At 62.9% G+C, this 23,553-nt stretch carries 19 protein-coding genes and 1 other RNA gene; 19 read left to right on the top strand and 1 reads right to left on the bottom strand.

All coding sequences use genetic code 11. The features are described from left to right. Window positions 1-60: 60 nt before the first annotated feature. Together zwf and ABF757_RS07075 are read left to right on the top strand one after the other, a co-directional pair. Complete coding sequence (gene zwf, locus ABF757_RS07080) at window positions 61-1,533, top strand: glucose-6-phosphate dehydrogenase (RefSeq protein ID WP_415481533.1); 1,473 nt, start codon at window positions 61-63, stop codon at window positions 1,531-1,533. Next, window positions 1,530-2,033, top strand: a complete 504-nt coding sequence (locus ABF757_RS07075) for a hypothetical protein (protein WP_415481532.1) — start codon at window positions 1,530-1,532, stop codon at window positions 2,031-2,033. Before zwf ends, ABF757_RS07075 begins: the two co-directional genes overlap by 4 nt. Before the next feature lies 1 nt (window position 2,034). Here ABF757_RS07075 and ABF757_RS07070 read toward each other — a convergent pair whose 3' ends face one another. Further along, on the bottom strand, window positions 2,035-2,874 hold the full coding sequence (locus tag ABF757_RS07070; protein WP_415481542.1) for an alpha/beta hydrolase: 840 nt from the start codon (window positions 2,872-2,874) through the stop codon (window positions 2,035-2,037). 338 nt (window positions 2,875-3,212) lie between these two features. On the opposite strand from ABF757_RS07070, the gene rnpB reads away from it, so the two are divergent. From rnpB to ftsZ, 17 genes are all read left to right on the top strand, one after another. Further along, an RNA gene (gene rnpB, locus ABF757_RS07065) (RNase P RNA component class A) lies at window positions 3,213-3,623 on the top strand. A gap of 303 nt (window positions 3,624-3,926) precedes the next feature. Next, entirely contained in the window at window positions 3,927-4,418 is a 492-nt protein-coding gene (mraZ, locus tag ABF757_RS07060; RefSeq protein ID WP_025859887.1) for a division/cell wall cluster transcriptional repressor MraZ, read from the top strand. Beyond that, a complete protein-coding gene (gene rsmH / locus ABF757_RS07055) occupies window positions 4,415-5,431 on the top strand; it encodes a 16S rRNA (cytosine(1402)-N(4))-methyltransferase RsmH (protein WP_415481531.1) in 1,017 nt (338 codons plus the stop codon). Before mraZ ends, rsmH begins: the two co-directional genes overlap by 4 nt. A 4-nt stretch (window positions 5,432-5,435) precedes the next feature. Then, complete coding sequence (gene ftsL / locus ABF757_RS07050) at window positions 5,436-6,410, top strand: cell division protein FtsL (RefSeq protein WP_415481530.1); 975 nt, start codon at window positions 5,436-5,438, stop codon at window positions 6,408-6,410. A 46-nt stretch (window positions 6,411-6,456) separates the two neighbouring features. Continuing rightward, the gene (locus tag ABF757_RS07045; RefSeq protein ID WP_415481529.1) at window positions 6,457-8,493 is read left to right on the top strand and encodes a peptidoglycan D,D-transpeptidase FtsI family protein; all 2,037 of its coding nucleotides are present in this window, start codon (window positions 6,457-6,459) and stop codon (window positions 8,491-8,493) included. Further along, window positions 8,490-10,013 (top strand): UDP-N-acetylmuramoyl-L-alanyl-D-glutamate--2,6-diaminopimelate ligase, encoded by a 1,524-nt coding sequence (locus ABF757_RS07040; protein ID WP_415481528.1) that lies wholly within the window; start codon window positions 8,490-8,492, stop codon window positions 10,011-10,013. Before ABF757_RS07045 ends, ABF757_RS07040 begins: the two co-directional genes overlap by 4 nt. Beyond that, window positions 10,010-11,440 carry a UDP-N-acetylmuramoyl-tripeptide--D-alanyl-D-alanine ligase gene (locus ABF757_RS07035; protein ID WP_415481527.1) on the top strand — a complete coding sequence of 477 codons (1,431 nt, stop codon included), beginning with the start codon at window positions 10,010-10,012 and terminating at the stop codon, window positions 11,438-11,440. The genes ABF757_RS07040 and ABF757_RS07035 overlap by 4 nt, the downstream gene beginning before the upstream one ends. After that, window positions 11,440-12,534, top strand: a complete 1,095-nt coding sequence (gene mraY / locus ABF757_RS07030) for a phospho-N-acetylmuramoyl-pentapeptide-transferase (protein ID WP_415481526.1) — start codon at window positions 11,440-11,442, stop codon at window positions 12,532-12,534. Before ABF757_RS07035 ends, mraY begins: the two co-directional genes overlap by 1 nt. Then, a complete protein-coding gene (gene murD, locus ABF757_RS07025; RefSeq protein ID WP_415481525.1) occupies window positions 12,531-13,937 on the top strand; it encodes a UDP-N-acetylmuramoyl-L-alanine--D-glutamate ligase in 1,407 nt (468 codons plus the stop codon). Before mraY ends, murD begins: the two co-directional genes overlap by 4 nt. Beyond that, a complete protein-coding gene (locus ABF757_RS07020; RefSeq protein ID WP_415481523.1) occupies window positions 13,937-15,100 on the top strand; it encodes an FtsW/RodA/SpoVE family cell cycle protein in 1,164 nt (387 codons plus the stop codon). The genes murD and ABF757_RS07020 overlap by 1 nt, the downstream gene beginning before the upstream one ends. Then, window positions 15,097-16,260, top strand: a complete 1,164-nt coding sequence (gene murG, locus ABF757_RS07015) for an undecaprenyldiphospho-muramoylpentapeptide beta-N-acetylglucosaminyltransferase (protein ID WP_415481521.1) — start codon at window positions 15,097-15,099, stop codon at window positions 16,258-16,260. The genes ABF757_RS07020 and murG overlap by 4 nt, the downstream gene beginning before the upstream one ends. Further along, window positions 16,257-17,690, top strand: coding sequence for a UDP-N-acetylmuramate--L-alanine ligase (gene murC / locus ABF757_RS07010; protein WP_415481519.1), 1,434 nt, complete (start codon window positions 16,257-16,259; stop codon window positions 17,688-17,690). Before murG ends, murC begins: the two co-directional genes overlap by 4 nt. Next, on the top strand, window positions 17,687-18,625 hold the full coding sequence (murB, locus tag ABF757_RS07005) for a UDP-N-acetylmuramate dehydrogenase (protein ID WP_415481518.1): 939 nt from the start codon (window positions 17,687-17,689) through the stop codon (window positions 18,623-18,625). The genes murC and murB overlap by 4 nt, the downstream gene beginning before the upstream one ends. Next, window positions 18,622-19,563: a D-alanine--D-alanine ligase gene (locus ABF757_RS07000; RefSeq protein ID WP_415481517.1), complete on the top strand. Its 942-nt coding sequence runs from the start codon at window positions 18,622-18,624 to the stop codon at window positions 19,561-19,563. The genes murB and ABF757_RS07000 overlap by 4 nt, the downstream gene beginning before the upstream one ends. Next, a complete protein-coding gene (locus tag ABF757_RS06995) occupies window positions 19,560-20,441 on the top strand; it encodes a cell division protein FtsQ/DivIB (protein WP_415481516.1) in 882 nt (293 codons plus the stop codon). Before ABF757_RS07000 ends, ABF757_RS06995 begins: the two co-directional genes overlap by 4 nt. Window positions 20,442-20,475: 34 nt before the next feature. Next, window positions 20,476-21,894: a cell division protein FtsA gene (gene ftsA / locus ABF757_RS06990; RefSeq protein ID WP_415481515.1), complete on the top strand. Its 1,419-nt coding sequence runs from the start codon at window positions 20,476-20,478 to the stop codon at window positions 21,892-21,894. Between the two features lie 102 nt (window positions 21,895-21,996). Continuing rightward, entirely contained in the window at window positions 21,997-23,508 is a 1,512-nt protein-coding gene (ftsZ, locus tag ABF757_RS06985; protein WP_415481514.1) for a cell division protein FtsZ, read from the top strand. Window positions 23,509-23,553: the final 45 nt, after the last annotated feature.

Here is a 23,553-nt window from a genome sequence, read left to right as displayed (position 1 = left end):
GAACAGCATCCGTCCCCCTCTGCGGCGGCCCACCCCGCCTGCCCTGCCGGAACTCTGCTTATGGCGCTCGTCAACCGCACGGAACCCTTCGATTACGTCATTTTCGGCGCAACCGGTGACCTGACACGCCGCAAGCTGCTGCCTGCCTTCCTGCGCAGGTTTCATGCCGGGGAGTTCGAGCAGGATGTGCGCCTGATCTGCGTTGCCCGCTCGGATTACACCACCGAGACATTTAGGGCGTATATTCTCGACCAGCTTCACAAATTCGCCCCTGACATGACGGCGGATCAGGATCTGCTCCACAGCTTTACCGGCCTACTGCATTATGTTCAGCTAGACGTAACGGCCCCCGAGGCAGACTGGCAAAGGCTGCATGATGCCCTGCCCGACCCTGAGCGGATACGCGTCTTCTATCTGGCCACAGCCCCCTCGCTCTATGCCCAGATCTGCACTGCACTGGCAGCCCAGAACCTGATCAGCCCACATGCCCGCGTGGTGCTGGAAAAACCCATTGGCACCAGCCTTGCCACCGCGCTCGAGGTCAATAGCGGCGTAGGGCGCTTCTTCCCTGAAGAATCGATTTACCGGATCGATCATTACCTTGGCAAAGAGGGCGTGCAGAACATTCTGGCCCTGCGCTTTGCCAACCCGGTGCTGGAAAAGCTCTGGTCGGCCGAGGCCATTGAACATGTGCAGATCACGGCAGCCGAAACCGTGGGCATTGGCGGGCGTGGCGGCTATTACGACGAGGCAGGTGCCCTGCGCGACATGGTGCAGAACCACCTGCTTCAGGTGCTCTGCATGGTGGCGATGGACGCCCCGGCCTCGCTCCGGGCGGATGATCTGCGCAATGAAAAACTCAAGGTTCTGAACGCCCTGCGTCCTATGACGCCGGATATGGTGCGCCAGAACGTCATTCGCGGGCAATACACCGCAGGACGGCTAAAAGGGCAGGATGTGCCCGGTTACGTGCAGGACCTCGATACGGGGCGGGCTAGCAATACGGAAAGTTTTGTGGCTATCCGTACGAAAATCCGCACAGCACGCTGGGGCAACACGCCTTTTTATCTGCGTACCGGCAAGCGGCTGGCCACAAAAACGACGGAAATTGTTATTCAGTTCCGCCCGCAGCCCTGGCCGATTTTCACCAATATGCCGTCTTCCGGCAGGCTGGTTATCCGTATCGACCCGCACGGAGAACTTGCACTGGTTCTAGGCGTACGCGACCCCGGTGCCGGGGGCCTGCGCGTTCGCAACGCAACGCTTGCCATGTCTTACGAGCATGAGTTTTCCATCTCGTATCAGGATTCTTACGAGCGCCTTCTGCTAGATGCCGTGCGGGGTGACCCCGCACTGTTTATCCGCCGCGATGAGGTCGAGGCTTCATGGAAATGGGTAGAACCAATCCTTGAAACCTGGCGGCAGGGCCTCACCCCCCTTGAACCCTACGCAGCAGGCGGCTGGGGGCCTCCCTCCACCCGCGCGCTGCTGGCGCGTGATGGCGCCCTATGGCACGAGGATATGCTGACATGACCACTCCTCCCCCCGCAAATACCACGCCTCCCTCTGGTCCAGACTGGCGAAAACTCCTCGGTAAACTGCTACCAAACAGATCGAACGGACCTACAGCCAAACGCACGCTGCGCCAGCATGCCCTGCGCCGGATTGCCTTTGTGCTGCCGCTCGCCCTGCTCATGATCGGGCTGAGCAAAAGCGGCCTGATGGACCGGGTCGTAGACCGCTATACTTTCCGCCCCGAAAGCTGGTTTGACGACACAGCGCTGATCCGTCACCTGCGGCTTGTGGTTACCCATAACGGCATGACGCATGACCGGCCGGAGTGCCTGCTGTTCATCGTCAACGGGAATGACGCCCCCACCGCCTCGCGGATGGATGTGATGGAAAAACATTCGGGGTCCTGCCCCGGCCCTAAGGGTGAACTGCCAAAGCTGTTCACTCTGCAGGTCAACCGGATGGAGCGCACCGTCATGTCTGACCAAAACTCTCCGGGGCAGTTCCACCCCATTCCCTAGTTTATCGCCTTTCCTGCGGCCTGAATGCGCGCCGCAGGGCTTTGCCTCCCAAGCGCAAAGCCGCCTTGCCGTAAGGCATGAAGGCGTAAAAATTTAAGAACGCATGCAGCGCGCCGGGGTAACAACGGTAGAACACCCGCCCCCCGGCCTGAATGAGCGCCTGTGCATAGGCTGCCCCTTCATCACGCAGCGGATCACATTCAGCCGTGATAATGACAGCGGGAGGCAGACCGGACAGGTCTGGGTGCTCTCCGGGGGCGAAGCGCGTATCATCCCAGTCTGGCTCAGCGCTGATATACTGATCCGCATACCATTCCATGGACCTGCGAGAGAGAAAATATCCGCTGCCATAGGTCTGATGTGAGGGAAACAGCCGCCGACCATACAAGGTCGGGTAATACAGAAGCTGCATGACCGGCTGTGGTGCAGCCCCGTTACGGGCCTCCTGCGCCACGACAGCCGCCAGATTCCCCCCTGCACTATCCCCTGCCACGGCCACCCCACCACCCCAGTATCGGGCGGAAAGAGCCGCCAGCCAGCGCAGGGCTGCCAGAGAATCCTCTACCGCCGCAGGAAAACGGTGCTCGGGAGCCAGCCGGTAATCCACCAGCAGAACGGCCGCCCCCGATGCGCGTGCGAGACGGCAGCACATGCCGTGATGCGAGTTGAGGCCACAATGCACAAACCCGCCGCCATGCAGGTACAGCACAGCCCCCCGCACGCGGCCACGCGGGATAAAAAGGCGCGCAGGCAAATCCCCCTCCGCCCCCGGCACGCTCAGCGCCACCACCCGGCGCAACGGAAGTGAGGACAAGGCCGTGGGAAAAGAGGGCGTATCCATGCCCCGGCGCAGAGCCTGAAGAAAATGCGCCTGCACATCCTGATGCGCGGCACTGTCCCGCGCCACCGTGCTTGCGCTGGCTGCGGGGCGGTGATTTTTCGCGGCCTGCGCACGGCGGTGTTTTCGCCATGCCAGCCAGTGGAGCAGAAGGCGCGAGGCCAGATTGGGCCGCACGGGCGGAGGCACCAATACCGGAGTGGCCGAAGACACACCGGACACGGGTTCGGAGGTTTGCTGCAACTCGGACATATGCAGAGCCTAACGTTTTTTCAGGCAAAAACCAGTATCCCGAGCCTGCCCCCTTGACCTGCGCTGCTTGCCGCCGCAGGGTGCGCGGGCCAGACGGTCGGACGGTCGCTGTGGCGTATGCAAATACGCGATGGAGGAAAGTCCGGGCTCCACGGGAGAACGGTGCCGGTTAACGACCGGCGAGGGTGACCTTAGGGAAAGTGCCACAGAAAACAGACCGCCTTCCGGGTCTGCCATGGGAAACCATGGGACAGACTGAAGGTAAGGGTGAAACGGTGCGGTAAGAGCGCACCGCTCCGATGGTAACAGAGGAGGCAGGGCAAACCCCACCGGGAGCAAGACCGAATAGGAGCGGCCGAAATCCGTATGGATTTCAGGGGTTCTCCCGCCCCGTCGCTCGGGTTGGTTGCGTGAGGCACGCCGCAAGGCGGGTCCCAGAGGAATGACCGTCCAGGCCCTTCGGGGCTAGACAGAACCCGGCTTACAGACCGTCTGGCATTTTCATTTTTTCCGACAGCGCCCGATACCGCGCGCCAGCCCTCCCCACAAAACTGAACAGAGCATGAACGTGCATGCACGGAATACGCGCGGCCTCTTTTTGAACACATTACCTGACAGTCCGGAAAATCAGACTAACAATACTTAATAAACGGCTGTTTTCCGGTGTTTTTTCTTCCTTTTTGATTTACTTCCCACGCTGTCCCATGCTATCCCACACAGGGCCATAAGGTGTGGCTCATCCGCCCTGCATGTCCCACGACACAGGCCCGGAAGTTATTGGTGAGGAAGGATTTCTGATCGCTGTGGGCGTCTTTCTCGGCACGCATGAGAATCGGTTTGACGCCAAGGGACGCGTCTCGATTCCTGCCGGGTTCCGCACCGTTCTCAGAAACCAACTGACGGAGGGCAATGCATTGATGATTCTCCGCCCGTCACACACCCTGCCCTGCATCGAGGCATGGCCCGCCACGGCTTTTTCCCGGCTGACAGAACCGCTCGACCGGCTGGACATGTTCTCCGATGAACATGACGACCTCGCCGCCGCCCTGTACGCCGATGCCTACCCCATGGACCCTGACCGTGAAGGACGGATTATCCTGCCCGATTTCCTGCGTGAGCATGCGGGGCTGGAGAACAGCCCCATGGTATCTTTCATGGGGCTAGGCCGTATTTTCCAGATCTGGGAGCCCGAGGCCGCCCGTCAGCGCCGTGCCGATGCCCGACAGAAATCACGCCGCGTCAGCATTCCGGCTGCTGGCAATGGCACCGCTGGGCGGGGAGAAGGCGCGGCATGAACGCTACCTCTCCCACGCTGGCCGCAACCCTGCTGCCACAGTCCGGGCATATACCCGTCATGCTGGCGGAAGTGCTGGAGTATCTGGTCCCCGCTGATGGCGAGGCCATGCTGGACTGCACTTTTGGTGGCGGTGGTTATACCCGCGCCATTCTGGGTGCTGCCGCCTGCTCCCTGTGGGCCATCGACCGCGACCCCGACGCCATCGCCCGTGGCAACGCCCTGCGCACGGCACTGGAAAACCACGGACAGGGTGAACGCCTGCACATGCTGCATGGTGGTTTTGGCGGTATGGCCGCTCTGGCACAGGCCGCACAGGCTCCGGCTTTCAACGGCATTGTCATGGATCTGGGAGTTTCCTCATTCCAGATTGATGAGGCCGAACGCGGGTTCTCGTTCCGGCATAACGGCCCGCTTGACATGCGCATGGAAAAATCCGGACGGAGCGCCGCCGATCTGGTCAATACGGCCACCGAGCAGGAACTGGCCGATATCATCCATTTCTATGGTGAGGAACGGCACGCCCGCCGTGTGGCCCGGGCTATTGTCACCGCCCGTGCGCAGGAGCCGTTCACCACCACGCTGCAACTGGCGGAGCTTGTGCGCGCCACCGTGCCGCATGACCGCTCGGGGCTGGATGGTGCAACCCGCACATTCCAAGGCCTGCGCATCGCGGTTAACGACGAGCTGGGCGAGATCGAACGCGGGCTGACACAGGCTCTGGAGCTTCTGGCCCCCGGCGGCCGTCTGGTTGTGGTGTCCTTCCATTCACTGGAAGACCGACTGGTCAAGCGGGCCTTCCAGCGTGCGACCGGGCGCGATGTGTCTTTCTCCCGTCATGACCCGCGCGCCGCCATGAGCCACGGCACCGAATCCGCATTCAAAACCCTGACAGGCAAGGCCGTTCGCCCCGGCGATACGGAATGCCGCATCAACCCCCGCGCACGCAGCGCCCGGCTGCGTGCGCTTATCAGGCGGCCAGACACCGCGCCATCTTCGGTCGTAGAGAGCTGATCCCATGCTACCCCGCCCCTTTACCTGCTGCTGTGCCGTTCTTGCGATCTCTTCGGGGTTCTTCCTGTACGCCAAGAAGCATCAGACAACCCTGCTGGACCAGAAGATTGCCGGGATCGTTCATGAAACCGAGCATGTGCGCGCCCAGACAGCCATGCTCCGCACGGAATGGACGCTGGAAAACCAGCCTGAACGGCTGACAGCGCTTGCCGCGCACCATGCCGCGTATCTGCGCATCATGGAGCCAACGCAGTTTGTCCGTATGGCGGATCTGAGCAACCGCCTGCCCGCACCGCTCAAGGAAAACGAAGCAGCGCCCACTCCTGTTGCCATGGCGGATACACCAGCCAGCCAGCCACGTGCGCTGCCCGCTGTACAGCCCAGCAGCGCAGTCCAGCATGTTCAGCCCGAACATGTGGAGCGTGTGAGCGTAGCCAGCAGCGCCGCACCGGCCGTTATCCCGGCAGCACGGCCCGTGCCTGAACGCCCGGTCATGACCGTAGCCAGTGCCGCACCGGTCAGCCACCCGGCTCCAGCCCCCGTGCAGCATGTCAGTGCTACCCCTGTAGCACCCGCACCCACCGCCCGTGTGCGCGTGGCTGACGCAGGTAACGGATCGTCCCTGCTGGCTGCCATTCAGGCCGCTGGCACGCACCATATACAGCCGGTTGAAACACCCCGCGCCACTGCACGGGCGGAAGCGGCGGAACAGGCTGATATGGATGTAAAACCCCGCATCCATGCTACCCCCGCAGCCCCGACCCGCGTGGTTGCGGCCCGCAGCACCACAACGGATGAACCCTCACCCATCCGCCATCCGCTGCCCGCTACTGTTGCCTCATGGCATCCGCATCTGCACCGGGCTGCGACATCAGGTGGCGGCTATATGGAAGCCCGGGCCAGTTCGGGATATATGGGGGGGTCTCTGCTGGGGCGTGGGGGCGACAGCCTGCCTCCGCCCGTCCCTGTCACGAACTGACCTGACCTGCTGATGTTCCTCGAACCGAAAGTATTTTCCGCCTGCCATGAAGCCGCCGCCCCATGAGCCCAACAGCGCGAGACCGGTAGGCACACCAGGAGACACCCTGCGCGCGCAGGCCCGCAGGGAACAGATGCACGCCCGGCTTCTGGGGGCGGCCAGCATTTTCTGCTTTCTGTTTACCGTAGTGGCGGGCAAGCTCACGCTTGCAACCATCATCCGGCCCATGGCACCGGAAAAACGCCAGATTGCACCACAGGTACCCGAAATCCCCAAGGTTGACCCCCGTGGCGCGCTTGCGGGAGATTTCTCCCTGCCACAGGTGCACCGTGCCCCTATTATGGACCGCAACGGGCAGACACTGGCGCTCTCGCTGCCCGTGGCCCAAGTTTACGCCAACCCGCAGGAACTGATCGACCCCGCCGATATCGCCAGCAGGCTCCATCGCATTCTGCCTGCGATGAACGAGGAAGAAACGGCCCGCAAGCTCGCCTCGCCCAAGCAGTTTGTCTATATCGCGCGCAATATTTCGCCCCAGCAGGAACTGGCCATCAACAACCTCGGCATTCCGGGTATTTACTTTGAGCCGGGCGAACAGCGGCACTACCCGCTAGGCCGCATGGCCGCCCAGATTCTGGGTGCCGTGGATATTGATGATCACGGCATTGCTGGCGTGGAGCGGCATTTTGACTCCCGCCTGCTCTCAGACCGTCGCCCCTTGCGCCTGTCTCTGGATATCCGCATCCAGTCCGCCGTGCGTGAAGAAGTGGCAACAGCCATGCAGACATATCAGGCCATCGGCGCGTGCGGCATTGTCATGGATGTCCGCACGGGTGAAATTATCGCCATGGTCAGCCTGCCCGACTACGATGCCAACGCCTTTGCCCACGCCACCAACGACGAGCGCTTTAACCGTGCTGTCACGGGGCTGTATGAGCCCGGCTCCACTTTCAAGCTCCAGACCGCCGCCATGGGGTTGGCCACCGGCACTATCCATGTCTGGGACCGTTTTTCTTCCATTCCGCTCAAAATCGGCCGGTTCACCATCCGCGATATGAAGAATGACCATTTTTCGCCGTGGCTGACGCTGCCCGAGGTCATGGCTTACTCCTCCAACCCGGCGGCAGCTCATATCGCACTGGATGTAGGGGGCAAACGTCAGGCCGAATGGCTGCGCGATATGGGGTTTTTCGCACCCGTGCCGGTAGAACTGCCTGAAGCCGCCCACCCGCTTGTACCGCACCAGTGGGGCCTCGCCACCACCATGACAGTAGGGTTCGGTCATGGCGTGGCCGAACCTCCGCTGGCGATCGTGCGCGGCACGGCGGCAACGGTTAACGGCGGCATTCTCGTCTCCCCCACCCTGCTGGACGCCGAAAGCCGTAATAGCGAGCAGACAGTCCCCCCGCAGGATGGACTGGCGACAGTAGCCACCCCGCTACAGCCCTCCGTGGCGCAAGCCGCTACAACCGATAGCGACACACCGGCCGAACCACAGGGGCCACGTGTGATGTCGCCCGAGGTTTCAGCCCTGCTGCGGCGCATTCTGCGGCTTGATGTTACGCAGGGCACGGGCCGCACAGCAGAATCTCCGGGGTATTTCGTGGGCGGAAAAACCGGCACGGCTGAAAAAATCGGCCCGCATGGCGGCTACCTCAAACATGTGAATATTTCAGCGTTTACAGGTATTTTCCCTATGAACGCGCCGCATTACGCGGTCTATGTCATGCTCGACAGCCCGCAGGCCACACCCCAGACCCATGGCTGGACAACAGCCGGCTGGAATGCCGCCCCCACGGTTTCGCATATTGTCTCGCGCATTGGCCCCATGCTCCAGATTTTTCCTGATACCGAGCATGCCGCCCAGATAGATGCTCAGTTGGCCATTTCCATGCAGCCTGCCGTACCACGCGGCGTGCGCCCTCTGGGGCCGGGGAACGACCCCGGGGACCCGCGCCTGTTGGAAAATACGGCACATAAATCGCGTGAGTTGCCCACAGCGCAAGATCAGAACACGGCTGCGGCCCGTAAGCACCTTGTGGCCGAGCGGCGCAAGGCCTCTCTGGAAAAAATGGACGAATGAGCCAGCCCCTTTCCCGTCTGATGGAAGCTGCCCATCTGCCATCCACAGCCCTTTGCGGCGCAGCACCTGAGGCCATCGCTGTCAGCACGGTAACAGCCGATAGCCGCGCCGTGCGCCCCGGCACGCTGTTCGCCGCCCTGCCCGGCACCCATGCCGATGGCCGCACTTTCATACCCGCCGCCGTGCAGGCCGGAGCCTGTGCTGTTCTTGCCCCCTCCGGCACCATGTGGCCACAGGGCACACCACCCTGCCCGGTCGTGGAATGCGAAAACCCCCGCCACGCACTGGCTCTTATGGCCACAGCCCTTGCGGGGCCGCAGCCTGCGCATCTGGCCGCCATAACCGGCACCAACGGTAAAACCAGTACGGCGGATTTCATGCGCCAGCTCTGGGCCTTGCAGGGTTTCAGTGCCTCGGCCATTGGCACGCTGGGGCTGACAGGCGCAAACCCCACGGATTTGACCCTTCCGCCTCTGACAACGCCTGACCCGGTCACGCTCGCCCATACGCTGGCCACGCTGGAACAAGCTGGTGTGCACCATGTCGCCCTTGAGGCCTCATCCCACGGGCTGGAACAGGGGCGGCTGGATGGCCTACACCTGAGTGCGGCAGGGTTTTCAAACCTCACACGTGATCATCTGGATTATCACGGCACGCTGGAGGCCTACCGGCAGGCCAAGCTGCACCTTCTGAACTCCATTCTTCCCCCCGGCGGGCTGGCTGTCGCCAATGCGGACATGGATAGCCCCACGCTGGACGCTATCAAAGATATTGCCCGCACCCGCACCCTGCGCCTGCGGCTTGTGGGCGAACGGGGTGATACCCTGCGCCTGCTTGAACACCGCGCCCTACCGCATGGTCAGGAACTGCGCCTGTCCTGTGCGGGGCATATCCACACGCTGACACTGGGTCTGCCCGGACGTTTTCAGGCGGATAACGCTCTGCTGGCCACCGCCCTCGCCGCCGAGGACGATGCCGCCCTGCCCACCCTGCTGGCGCTGCTGCCCCGGCTACAGGGGGTGCGCGGGCGCATGGAGCGTGCTGCCGTGCTGCCCAATGGGGCCAGCGCCTATGTGGATTACGCCCATACCCCCGATGCGCTGGCACGGCTGCTGGCCTCGCTGCGCCCGCATGCGCTGGGCAAGCTGGTTGTCGTTTTTGGCGCGGGCGGGGACAGGGATCGCGGCAAACGCCCGTTAATGGGGCAGGAAGCGGCGATCGGGGCCGATATTGCCATTATTACCGATGATAACCCCCGCACGGAAAACGCGGCCTCCATCCGCGCGGCTGTGCGCGCGGGCGCACCAGAAGCGCTTGAAATCGCAGACCGCCGCAGCGCCATAGCCGAAGCCCTGAGCCTGCTCGGGCCGGGCGATGTGCTGGTGGTGGCCGGCAAGGGCCATGAACAGGGGCAGATCGTGGGCAACACGGTTCTGCCCTTTGATGATGCCAGCGTCATCCGCGCCCTGACAGGGCAGGCGGACGCACCAACGGATAAAAAGGAAACGGGTCAGGTATGACGAGTCTGTGGACACGAGAGGAACTGGAACAGGCGACTGGAGGCCGCTTCATGCAGGCGGGACCAGCGCATGAACCTCCCGTACACAGCATCAGCGGTGTGTCCATCGACACGCGCAGCCTGCAACCGGGCGATCTGTTCATTGCCCTGATGGGCGATAACAGCGATGGCCACGCCCATATCCGCACCGCACTGGACAAGGGGGCCGCGGCTGTTCTGGCGCATGATGCCCCAGACGTGCCGGACCCGCGTATTTTGCTGGTGCCTGACACCATGAACGGCCTGCGCGCGCTGGCACAGGCCGCACGCGCACGCTTTACCGGCCGTGTGGTGGCAGTTACCGGCAGCGTAGGCAAAACGACCACAAAGGACATGCTCCGCCTGTGCCTGAGTGCCTGCGGCGCTACCCATGCGGCCGAAGCCTCCTACAACAATCACTGGGGTGTGCCGCTTACCCTCGCCCGCCTACCGCGTGACGCTGCTTTCTGCATCAGCGAAATTGGCATGAACCATCCGGGAGAAATCCTGCCTCTGGCAGCGCTGGTACGCCCAAACTGCGCCGTCATCACCACCATTGGCTCGGCGCATCTGGGGCATATGGGTAGTCTGGACGCCATTGCGCAGGAAAAGGCCTCGCTTCTACTCGCGTTGCCTAACGGTGCCATTGCCATCGTGCCGGACGATGCCCATGGTATGGCCCTGATCGAGCAGGCCGCCGGGCAAAGCCATGCCACGCTATGGCGCAGCGGGCTGAAAGCCGACAGTGCTGCCCGGATTACCAGCCTGCAAACCGGGCCAGATGGTTCTGACTTTACGCTCCAGCTTGCCCACGGGCAGGCAGCCGATACCGTAGAGGTGCATCTGGCTGCACCCGGCACGCATCTTGTGCGCAACGCCGCCAGTGCGCTGGCAGCCTGCGCGGCTCTTGGGGCAGCCTTGGCACCCGCCGCAGCAGCCCTTGCCGCCTTCCGCCCCGGGCGCGGGCGCGGCGCGCTCAGCACCCTATGCGGCGGCACCATTACCCTGCTGGATGAAAGCTACAATGCGTCCAGCGCTTCTGTGCGAGCCGCACTGGACGTGCTACGGCACATCCCCGCCCGACGCCGCATTGCCATACTGGGTGACATGCGTGAACTGGGCGATTTTTCCACCTCCGAACATGGCGCGCTGGCGGAACCGGCCGCCATGTCCGCTGATCTTGTCTTTTGTTGCGGACCGCATATGAAAACTCTTTTCGAGGCCCTGCCCTCAGCCCGGCAGGGTGCCTGGGCACAAACCGCCGCCACTCTTGCCCCGCTGGCGCGCGCCGCCCTGCGCGCGGGGGATGCTGTTCTGGTCAAGGGCAGTCTGGGCAGCCGTATGCGCGATATCATGACCGAACTGGAAGCCATGCCCGCGCACGCCCCTACGACCGAAGGGGCCGCCTGATGCTTTACATGCTGGTTTCGCATGCGATCCATGACGGGCATATCACCCTGCTCAACCTGCTGCGCTATATCTCCTTTCGCGCCGGTTGCGCCTGCCTGACCGCTCTGGGCGTCAGCCTGATGCTGGGCCGCCCCTTCATTGCCATGCTGCGCCGTATCCAGCGCGGCGGGCAGCCTATCCGCGCACTTGGGCCGGAGCGGCATCTGGTGGAAAAAGCAGGCACCCCCACCATGGGCGGCGTGCTGATCCTGACCGCGCTGAGCATTTCCATGCTGCTCTGGGGCAATCTGGAAAACGGGTTCGTGTGGGCGGTATGGCTGACCACGCTGGGTTTTGGGGCCATTGGCTTTGCGGATGATTACCGCAAGCTGGCCCGCCGCAATACCGATGGCCTGTCCAAAAAAGCACGGCTGGGTGGCGAGTTCACTCTCTCGCTCCTGTGTGGGCTGTGGCTGCAATATCTTATGCCGCCGGAACTGGCTGGCCAGCTTGCCTTTCCTTTCGCCAAAGATTTTCTGCTGCCGCTCGGCCCACTTTACCCGGTCTTTGCCATGGTGGTCATTACCGGCTTTGGCAATGCTGTGAATTTTACCGACGGGCTGGACGGGCTGGCCATTGGCCCCGTGGTAACGGCGGCACTTGTTTTTGCCATTCTGTCCTATCTGGTAGGCAACCACGTTTTTGCGGACTATCTTCAGGTACATGCAGTGCCGGGCACGGGGGAACTGACCGTGTTCTGCGCCGCCCTTGTTGGGGCTGGTCTTGGTTTTCTGTGGTTTAACGCACCGCCCGCCGCCGTGTTCATGGGGGATACGGGCTCCCTGTCGCTCGGTGGCGCACTCGGCTCGCTCGCTGTCGCCATCAAGCATGAGCTGGTGCTGTGCATTGTCGGAGGGCTGTTCGTTGCGGAAACACTATCCGTCATCATTCAGGTGGGCTGGTACAAACGCACCGGACGGCGGGTGTTCCTGATGGCGCCAATCCATCATCACTTTGAAAAGAAGGGATGGACGGAACCCACCATCGTTATCCGGTTCTGGATCATTTCCATTATTCTGGGCCTGTGCGGTCTGGCGACGCTGAAACTGCGATGAACGGTTTCCCTCCCACCCTGTTCGCCGGGCAGCGTTTTGCCGTGCTCGGGCTTGGCCGCAACGGCCTGCCAGCAGTTATGGCGCTGGCAGGGTGTGGTGCGCATGTACAGGCGTGGGATGACGGCGCCACTACCCGGCAGGCACTGGACGAACAGGCCGAACGCGCAGGCCTTTCCAACACCATTACCATCGCCCCGTTTGACACGCTTGCGGGGTTTGATGCGCTGGTGCTCTCGCCGGGTATTGCCCATATTCTGCCGCAGCCTCACCCCGTAGCTGCCATGGCCATTGCAGCAGGTATTCCCGTGCTGTCAGATGCAGAGCTGCTCTACCGCGCCGTGCGCAAGGCAGGCAGCAAGGCGCGCTTTGTCGGCATTACCGGCACCAACGGCAAATCCACCACCACAACACTGGTGGCCCATATTCTGGCTGAAGCCAACGTGCCGGTGGCAGCAGGCGGCAACCTTGGCCCTGCGGCACTGGCCCTGCCTCTTCTGCCCGATAACGGCATTTACGTGCTGGAAATGTCTTCCTACATGCTGGAACGGCTGGGCAGCCTGCACTTTGACGTGGCCTGCCTGCTGAACCTCACCCCCGATCACCTTGACCGCCATGGCGACATGGCCGGTTATATCCGGGCCAAGGCGCATGTTTTCGACCATCAGACAGAGCATGACCTCGCACTGATTGGCATGGATGACGAGCCCAGCCGCATTCTGGCCCAGACCCTGCGCAGCGGCCCCGCACGCTGCGAAACCGTATCAGGCACGCAGGCCGGGTGCACATGGTCAGGCCATGACGGCGCGCTCTGGCATGACGGGATACGCTGCGCGACACCCGGCCCGGCCCTGCCCGGCAGCCATAATGCCCAGAACGCGGCCGCCGCTATGGCCGTGGCCCATTTTCTGGGCGTGGATGATACCCGCTCGGCAGCCGCACTGCTCAGCTTCACCGGCCTGCCCCACCGGCAGAAACTCATCACCACCCGCGAAGGGGTGGCCTTTGTGGATGACAGCAAGGCCACCAATGCCGACGCTAGCGCGCGCGCACTCAGCTGCTACGACCATCTGATCTGGATTGCCGGGGGCGTTGCCAAGGCTGGCGGGATTGAACCCCTTGCCCCCCTGTTCGGGCGTATCCGCCATGCCTTCCTGATCGGGCAGGATGCCGAGGTGCTGGCCCAGACACTCAGCGCACAAGGTGTGGCATATACACTGTGCGGCACGCTGGAGCGGGCCGTGCCAGAATCCTACGCCATGGCACAAGCGACACAGACCCCCGTTGTCCTGCTCTCGCCCGCCTGCGCGAGCTTTGACCAGTTTTCGGGGTTTGAGGAGCGTGGCCAGCGCTTTGCCATGCTGGCGCAGGCCGCAGACCTGACCACCCCACAGGACACACCATAATGTCCGGTAGCTCCCGCCTTGATGATTCACCCTTCGCACGGTGGTGGCGCAACGTGGATCGCACCACGCTGATCTGCGCCTTCATTCTCATCGGGTTCGGCTATATTCTCATGCTGGCGGCCAGCCCGGCGGTGGCGGTGCGTATCGGCGCATCACGCAACATGTTCATTCTCAAGCAGGTGGTGTTCCTGAGCATTGCGGGGCTGATTGTCTTCAGCATCTCCACCCTGCAACGCAGAACGGTGCTGCTGCTTTCGGCCATTGGTGGCGGGCTGATGCTCGGGGCAACCATGCTCACCCTTGTCCATGGTATAGAAATCAAGGGCGCACGGCGCTGGATTGCCCTGCCGCTGATGTCGCTCCAGCCCTCCGAGTTTCTCAAACCCTGTTTTGCGGTGATTACCGGCTGGCTGCTCACCCGCCCGCACCGTATAGGCCCCCTACCGGGGGCAGCCATTGCGGGCGGGCTTTACTTGCTGATTGCTCTGCTGCTGAAATCCCAGCCTGATATCGGCATGCTGAGCGTTATTACCGCCGTGTTCCTTGCCCAGCTTTTCGTCAACGGGCTGCCTCTCGCGCTGGTAGGTGCGGGTGTTGGCCTCATGATGGGTGGCGGGGTGGCAGCCTTTTTTGTTTTCCCGCATGTCCGCTCACGCGTGGAACGCTTCCTGCACCCCGATGTAGGCGATCATTACCAGATCGACACCGCCATGCGTGCCTTTGGCAATGGCGGCCTGCTGGGTCGCGGCCCAGGTGAAGGCCGGGTGAAAGACCTGCTGCCCGACGCCCATGCCGATTTTGTATTTGCCGTGGCAGGCGAGGAATATGGTCTGGTCGTGTGCCTGCTCATTATCATGGTGTTTGCCATGATTGTCATCCGTACCCTGCTACGCCTGATGCGTGAGAACGATCCCTTTGTCATTGTCGCCACGGCGGGGCTGGTAACGGGGTTCGGGCTTCAAGCCTTCGTCAACATGGCTTCCTCCTTGCATCTTATCCCCACCAAGGGCATGACACTGCCATTCATTTCCTATGGTGGCTCATCCGCCATGTCCGTAGCGCTGGCTATTGGAATGGTGCTGGCACTCACCCGCCATCAGGCGGGTGACATACGCACCGATGGCGGGTTTGTGTCCACACTCAGACACTGGCGATCAGCATGAAGTCCTGCACTCCGCGCACCATTGTCATTGCCGCTGGCGGCACAGGCGGTCATTTTTTCCCGGCCGAAGCGCTGGCCGAAATTCTGGCCGAGCGCGGCCATACCCTTGTGCTCATGACCGATGCCCGTGCGGGCAAGCGCGATAGCGGGGTATTTGCAACAGCGCGGCAGTATATCCTGCCCGGAGCCGGGGTTGCGGGGCGCGGCCCGTTACGCGCCCTACGCGCGGGGCTGACCCTGCTGCTGGGCGCATGGCGCGCGCGTGCGCTCATGCGTGAAATCAACCCCGATGTGGTTGTCGGCTTTGGCGGTTATCCCTCCGTGCCGCCGCTGCTGGGGGCACGCATGATGGGCCGCCACCACCCTGCCCTTGTCATTCACGAAGGCAATGCCGTGCTGGGCAAGGCCAATGCCGCCCTTGCCCGCTTTGCCGATGTGATTGCCACGTCCTTTCCCTCGGTTGCGCGCCTGCCACTAGGGTATAAAACCGTGCTGACCGGCATGCCCGTGCGCCCCGCCATTGCGGCACTGGCGGGTGAAGGCTGGACAGCCCCTACTGACCGCATTGCCCTGCTGGTATGGGGCGGATCGCTTGGTGCGCGCGTTTTTTCCGATGTCGTGCCCGCCGCCGTAGCGCTCCTGCCCGAAGCCCTGCGTGCGCGGCTGGTTGTGACCCAGCAGGCACGGGCAGATGATATTCCCACCGTGCGGGCTGCCTATGAGCAGGCGGGCGTTACTGCCCGTGTCGAATCCTTTCTTCATGACGTGCCAGACCTCCTGCGCGCGGCCCATCTGGTTATCGGGCGGGCGGGCGGTTCTTCCGTTGCGGAAATAACCACCGCCGGTCGACCCGCCATTCTGGTGCCGCTCCCTATCGCTGCCAGTGACGAGCAGACCGAAAACGCCCGCGCCATGACGGATGCCGAAGCAGGCTGGATGCTCCGTCAGGCCGATTTCACCCCCCGCGCCCTGTCGGCTCTTCTGGGCGAGTTGCTTGATGCTGGCAGTGGCTTTGCCAGCCTGAGCGACGCCGCTGCCCAATCCGCGACACTGGCCCGCCCTGATGCCGCCAGACTTTTGGCCAATGTAGTAGAAGAATGTCTGCACACTTTTCCCTCCTCCACCCAAACACCCTCCAGCGAGAAGAAGCCCAGCCCATGAGAGCGCTGCCCCTGAGCATCGGCACCATTCATTTTGTCGGTATCGGCGGTATTGGCATGTCCGGCATTGCCGAGGTGCTGCGCCTGCTGGGCTATTCCGTGCAGGGCTCCGACATTGCTGAAAACGCCAATGTCAAACGCCTGCGCGCAGCGGGTATTCCCGTGGCGGTGGGGCACAGCGCCGAAAATCTGGGTAGCGCTCAGGTTGTGGTCATTTCCACCGCAGTAGGGCGCGACAACCCCGAGGTCATGGCCGCCCGCGCGCGGCTGATCCCGGTTGTGCGCCGGGCTGAAATGCTGGCCGAACTCATGCGCCTGCGCTGGGCCATTGCGGTTGGCGGCACGCATGGCAAAACCACCACCACATCGCTCATCGCCGCCGTGCTGGAGGCCGCCCGCCTCGACCCCACCGTCATCAATGGTGGTATTATCGAGGCCTACGGCACCAATACCCGCATGGGCAAAGGTGACTGGATGGTGGTGGAAGCCGATGAAAGCGATGGCTCTTTCCTGCGCCTGCCTTCGGTTATTTCGGTCGTGACCAACATGGACCCCGAGCACCTTGACCACTGGGGCAGTGCCGAGGCCATGGAAGCCGGTTACGACCAGTTTGTTTCCAACGTGCCGTTTTACGGCTTTGCCGTGTTGTGCATCGACCACCCTGCCGTGCAGCAGATGATCCCCCGCCTGTCAGACCACCGGGTTGTCACCTATGGGTTTTCACCACAGGCGGATGTGCGGGCCGAAAAACTGATTACCGACAAGCTGGGGGCGACGTTTGAAGTCACGCTGACAGACCGCGCCACCCGCCGCACCCGCAAGGCCGGGCCGTTCCGCCTGCCCATGCTGGGCGCGCATAACGTGCAGAATGCGCTGGCCGCCGTGGCCGTGGCCACGGAAATGGATATTAGCGACGATGTTATCCGCTCGGGGCTGGCCAGCTTCCGTGGGGTCAAGCGCCGCTTTACCCGCACGGGCGAAACCGGCGGCATTACCGTGATTGACGATTACGGCCACCACCCGGTTGAAATTGCCGCCGTGCTCAAGGCCGCGCGGCAAGCGGGGGCCAGCCGTGTCATTGCGGTCATGCAGCCGCACCGCTATTCGCGCCTGCAAATGCTGTTTGCGGATTTCTGCACCTGCATGAACGATGCCGATACCGTAATCGTGGCCGATGTTTACGCAGCGGGCGAAGAGCCTCTGCCCGATGTCAGCCGTGATCGGCTGATAGAAGGCCTGCGCGAACGCGGCCACCGCTCCGTGGTGCCGCTTTCCAGCCCCGAGCATCTGGCCGAGATGATCAACGCCATTGCCAAACCCGGCGACTACGTCGTGTGTCTGGGTGCAGGCACCATCACCAACTGGGCACAAGCCCTGCCCGCGCAGCTCGCAGCCCTCAAGGCCGAGCACAAGGGCGGTAGTGCGGCATGATGCCCACTCTGGATGAAATGGTGCGCCACACCTTTGCTCAGGCACAGGGGCGGCTGACCCCGCAGGCCCCGCTAGGTGCGCGCACGTGGTTTCGCGTGGGGGGCAATGCGGAGTGGCTTTACCAACCGGCGGATGCGCAGGATCTGGCCAGCATCATGCAGCGCCTGCCGCCTGAACTGCCCGTTACCACGCTGGGCGCCTGCTCGAACATCATTATCCGCGATGGTGGGATAGAAGGGCTGGTCATCCGCCTTGCCCGAGGCTTTGCTGCCATCGAGGTGGAAGAGGATGCATTGGTGGTGGGCAGTGCCTGTCTGGATGCCACCGTGGCCGAACAGGCCGCCTCTGCCGGGCTGGGCGGGCTGGAATTTCTCAGCGGCATTCCAGGCTCCATCGGCGGGGCCGTGCGCATGAACGCAGGCGCTTATGGCTGCGATATCGCCAGTGTGCTGCACTGGGCCGAAATCATTACCCGCGATGGCTCCCTACTGCGGCTGGACAATGCCGCCCTGCGGTTTGGCTACCGCCGCTCCGGCCTGCCGGAAGGGGCAACCGTAACCCGTGCACGCCTGCGCGCCACCCCCGCCAACCCGGCGGATATTAGCGCGCGCATAGCCGAAATCCGCACCTCGCGCGAAAGCACGCAGCCCGTTCGGGCCCGCACCGGGGGCTCCACCTTCCGCAACCCCGATCCGGCCGTTTCCTCGCGCAAAGCGTGGGAACTGGTCGATGCCGCAGGCTGCCGTGGCCTGCGCGTGGGCGAAGCACAGGTGAGCGAAAAACACTGCAACTTCCTGCTCAACCTTGGCCTCGCCACCGCCGCCGACCTTGAGGGTCTGGGCGAGGAGGTACGCAGCCGCGTTGCTCAGCATTGCGGTGTATCGCTCCAGTGGGAAATCAAGCGCCTCGGCAGGACAAAGGCTCCGCAACAATGACAACGCCCCGCCGTATTACCGTTCTCATGGGCGGCCTGTCCTCCGAGCGGGAGGTTAGTCTGGCCTCCGGGCAGGGTGTGGCCGAAGCGCTGGCCAGCCTTGGGGTCTATCAGGTCTCCACACTGGATGCAGGCACCGATCTGGCAACGCTGGTAGCCGCCCTAAACGCCCAGAAACCCGATGTCGTGTTCAACGCCCTGCATGGCCGTTTTGGCGAGGATGGCTGCATACAGGGCATACTGGACTGGATGGGGCTGGCCTATACGCATTCGGGCGTGCGCGCCTCGGCTACGGCCATGGACAAGGCCGCAGCGCGGGCAGTGTTTATTGCCGCAGGCCTGCCCGTGGCCGAAGGCATGGTGCTGGATGCGCAAACACTCGCACTGGCTGACCCCCTGCCTCCACCCTATGTGGTCAAACCAGTGAGTGAAGGCTCCTCCGTCGGGGTTTCCATTATCCGCGCAGGAGCGAACACGCGCGCCGCCATTGCCCGTGAATGGGCATACGGCCCTCAGATTCTGGCAGAAGCCTTCATCCCCGGGCGTGAAATTACCGTGGGTGTGCTGGGTGATCGCGCACTGACCGTTACCGACATTACCCCCTGTGGTGATGGTGAGGGTTTTTACGACTACACCGCCAAATACGCCGCGGGTGGCTCACGCCATGAACTGCCTGCGCGTATTGACCCGCAAACCGCCGAACAGGCCATGCGTATCGCAGTGGAAGCCCACCACGCCTTGGGCTGCTCTGGCGCATCGCGCGCGGATTTCCGGCTGGATGACACACAGCCCGGCACCCCCCGCCTTGTGCTGCTGGAGGTCAACACCCAGCCCGGCATGACCCCCACATCGCTCCTGCCAGAACAGGCCGCCTATTGCGGCATCAGCTATGCTGAACTCTGCGGCTGGCTTGTGGAACAGGCCGCCTGCCGTCGATGAGAACTGTCCCCCCGCCTGATCGTCCCTCGCGCCTGAAGCTGTTTTTACGGCGGCAAAAGCGCCTGCTGCGACCATTGATGGGGCTTGTTTTTATCGGCGCACTGGCTGGCGCCGGGTGGTATGCTTTGGGAATACCGGCCGTGCAGGAGCGCATTACGCCCCTGCGCGACCAGCTCATGGGCACCAATACCCTGCGGGTTACGGCCATCAATATCGCCGGGGCCAACCTGACAGATGAAAGCGTTATCCTGCAGGCCCTGAACACACGGGTGGGCGCGCCCATCCTCAATTTCAGCGTCTCGGGCGCGCGCGAGCGGCTGAATGCGCTACCGTTTGTCGATCATGCCAGCGTGGCGCGGCACCTCTCAGGCGAGATCGAAGTCACCCTTGTCGAGCGCCCGCCTTATGCGGTGTGGCAACATCAGGGGCATTTCGAACTCATAGACCGACAGGGCAAACCCGTACCCGGGCAGGATGGCAGCACCAAAGATGCCGCCGCGTTCACGCATCTGCCGCTGGTGGTGGGCGACGGTGCCAATATCGCGGCATCCGGGCTGATCGACACATTGTTGCAGGAACCCGAGGTGCGCAGCCGCGTTACAGCCGCTGTGCGGGTTAGCGACCGGCGCTGGAACCTGAGCCTGCGCGATGGCGCAACCGTACTCCTACCTGAAAGCGAGGAAGCCCCGGCCATTCACCGGCTGGCTGCTTTTCAGGCATCCACCCGCCTACTGGATCGTCCTGTCGTGCTGATTGATATGCGCCTGCCCGACCGACTGACCATCCGTGAGCTTCCCGCTCCCGCCCCGGCGGAAACTTCCAGCACCTCGAACACCGGCTCCTCCAGGGGCGCATTGCCCTCGCCTTCCGCCCATTGAGCCCTCACCAGCCCCGCCATGGAGACCCAACCTAATGACTGACCTGGTGCATAGCGCCCTCCCCACCACCGGCACGCCTCCACGCCGGGTTGAGAGCGGTCAGGCTCCGGGCACCAGCAACACGCGCGCGCCCCTGCCGCTGCCACCACCGGCTGACAAAAGCCGGCGCGCCCACGCTTGGCGCAGCGGCTATACGGCGGTGCTGGATATTGGCTCAAGCAAGATCACCTGCCTGATCGGTCGGGGTGAACCCAATGGTGCCCTGCGGGTAAGTGGTTATGGCTGGCGCAAATCCGAAGGGGTGAAAGGCGGCGCCATTACGGAACTGCGTGAGGCCGAAGCAGCCATTCGCGCTACCGTGGCACAGGCCGAAACCATGGCGGAACGCCCCATAGACCGGGTTGTGGTCAACCTCTCCTGCGGGCACCCGGCCAGCCGCCTGTTCAATGTCCGCTGGCCTATTGGCGGACGTGTGGTGACAGAAGCGGACATACGCCGCGTGGTAACAGAAGGACGCCTGCAGGCATCCGTGCAGGGCCGCGAGGTCATTCATACCCTGCCGATAGATTTTACCGTGGACGATACCGAGGGCGTGTCCGACCCGCGCGGGCATGTGTGCGAAACACTCAAGGCGCGCCTGCATATCATCGACGCCGCCACCACGGCGCTGCTCAACCTTGAAACCGTGCTGGCCAGAACAGAGCTGAAGGTGGAGGCACTGGTTTCCTCCCCCCTTGCCTCCGGCCTGTCCGTGCTGGATGCGGATGAGCGTGAACTGGGCACCACGGTTGTGGATATGGGTGGGGGTACCACATCCCTTGCCGTATTTGGTGACAGCCAGATTCTGCACACGGCGCAGATTGCGGTAGGGGGGCTGCATGTCACACGCGATATCGCGCGTGGGCTGAGCACGTCTTTAGAAAATGCGGAGCGCCTGAAAACCGTTTACGGCAGTGCTGATCTGTCCACCGATGTGGAGGATGAGTTGCTGACGGTAGAGCTACTGGGCAATGATGTGCCGCATTTCGAGCAGATATCGCGCGCGCAGCTTGGCCGCATCATCCGCCCGCGCATGGAAGAAACGCTGGAACTCGTGCGCGAAAAACTCGATGGCGCAGGCCTTGGCATGGCCGCCAGCGGGCGGATCGTGCTCACAGGTGGCGGCTCCCTGCTTGATGGTATTCGCCCGCTGGCCGAGCGTATTCTGGGAGCCCCGGTCAGTGTCGGGCGGCTGTCGGGTGCTGCCTTCACGCGCTCTGTCAGGCTGGGCCGCCCCAAGCAGATCATCAACCTGCCCGAAAACACCGCAGCCGCCGCAGGGTTTGCCACGGCAGCCGGTCTGCTGTTCTGGGCCGCAAGTGCTGAGCGTCCTTTTGGCGATGTTGAATTCCGCGATGCGCCACCCAGCGGTTTTTTACGCAAACTTGTTGCTTTTATTCGCGAGAGGGTTTGATCTCGCAACGCAAAGACTGATAGAGTCACATAAATTTTTCTTTCGGATCTTATCAGACCCGCCCGACCCAACCACCAACCCGTTGCCTCTCGGGAGATGCCCATGACACTCAACCTGACTGTCCCGCCCCAGACACATTCTGACTTCTCGCCGAAGATTACGGTTATCGGTGTCGGCGGCGGCGGGACGAACGCGGTTGACAACATGATCGCATCCAGCCTGCAGGGGGTGGAATTTGTTGTCGCCAATACCGATGCACAGAGCCTGACCCGCAGTCTGGCTGAAAACCGCATCCAGCTTGGCCCGCACCTTACCCACGGGCTGGGCGCTGGCGCCAAACCGGAAGTCGGCCGTGCGGCAGCAGAAGAAGCAGCTGATGAAATCGCCCGCCATCTTGACGGTGCCCATATGGTGTTCATCACCACCGGCATGGGTGGTGGCACCGGCACAGGGGCAGCTCCTGTCATTGCGCGTATGGCGCGTGAGCGGAACATTCTGACCATTGGCGTGGTTAGCAAGCCTTTTTCCTACGAAGGCAAGCGCCGTGCGCGCGTGGCCGATGAGGGAATCAAGGAACTCCAGCAGTATGTTGATACGCTGATCGTCATTCCCAACCAGAATCTTTTCCGCATCGCCAACGAGCGCACCACCCTGCGTGAAGCTTACAAACTGGCTGATGAGGTGCTGAACATGGGCGTGCGCGGCGTGACCGACCTGATGGTCGAGCGCGGCTACGTTAATCTGGACTTTGCCGATATTCGAAGTGTCATGGCCGAAATGGGCAAAGCCATGATGGGCACAGGCGAGGCCGAAGGTGAAAACCGTGCTGTGGAAGCCGCTGAAAAAGCGATTTCCAACCCGCTGCTGGAAGACACCTGCATGGACAGCGCCAAGGGCCTTCTGGTGAACGTGACCGGCGGCGAGGACATGACCTTCTTCGAAGCCGAAGAAGCGTTTAACCGCATCTGTCAGGAAGTGCCCGAAGATGCAAACATGATTTTCGGCACCGTCATTGATGACAAAATGAACGGCCGCGTGCGCGTTTCGGTTGTGGCTACTGGTATTGATGCCACGGTTGAGCGGCCGCATCTCGCGGTCAATAACGATGCCGCACCAGAGATGCAGGCCACCGGCACGGGGCCTGCCGTTGCAGCGCAGGCACCTCAGGCCTTCGCGCAGGCCGCTGCCCCCGCACAGGTTCAGCCTGCACAGCCTGCGGCCTATGCCGCCCCCGCCGCCAACACACCGGCACAGACAGCCGCGCCACAGGCTTTTCAGGCCGCACCGGCATCTGGCCCAGCCAGCGCTCCTGCCGCCAACAGCCTGCCGGGGCAGGCAAGCGCCCCCCGTCCGCAGGCGGCTCCCCCGGCATCGCGCCACGCCAACTTGTTCACCGAGCCACCGCGCACGGTCGAGCAGCCTGCGCATGACCCCAACGCACGTAGCCTGTTCGGTCGTGTTACGGGGGCCTTCCGCCGCAATCCGGCCCATGATGACCGGCAGGAACCCGCTGTGCAGAGCCACCCCACAATCAACCCTGCGGATCAGGTAAACGGCACACGCCCCGGTGAGCCCGAAACCGGACTAGAAATCCCCGCTTTCCTGCGCCGCTAAGCGCTCAGGCCTTTCGTTCCCTCATGGCAGGGCGCGAAAGGCCTG

Source organism: Acetobacter papayae, assembly GCF_047721125.1.
Lineage (GTDB): Bacteria > Pseudomonadota > Alphaproteobacteria > Acetobacterales > Acetobacteraceae > Acetobacter > Acetobacter papayae.
This window is presented reverse-complemented; position numbering and strand designations above follow the sequence as displayed.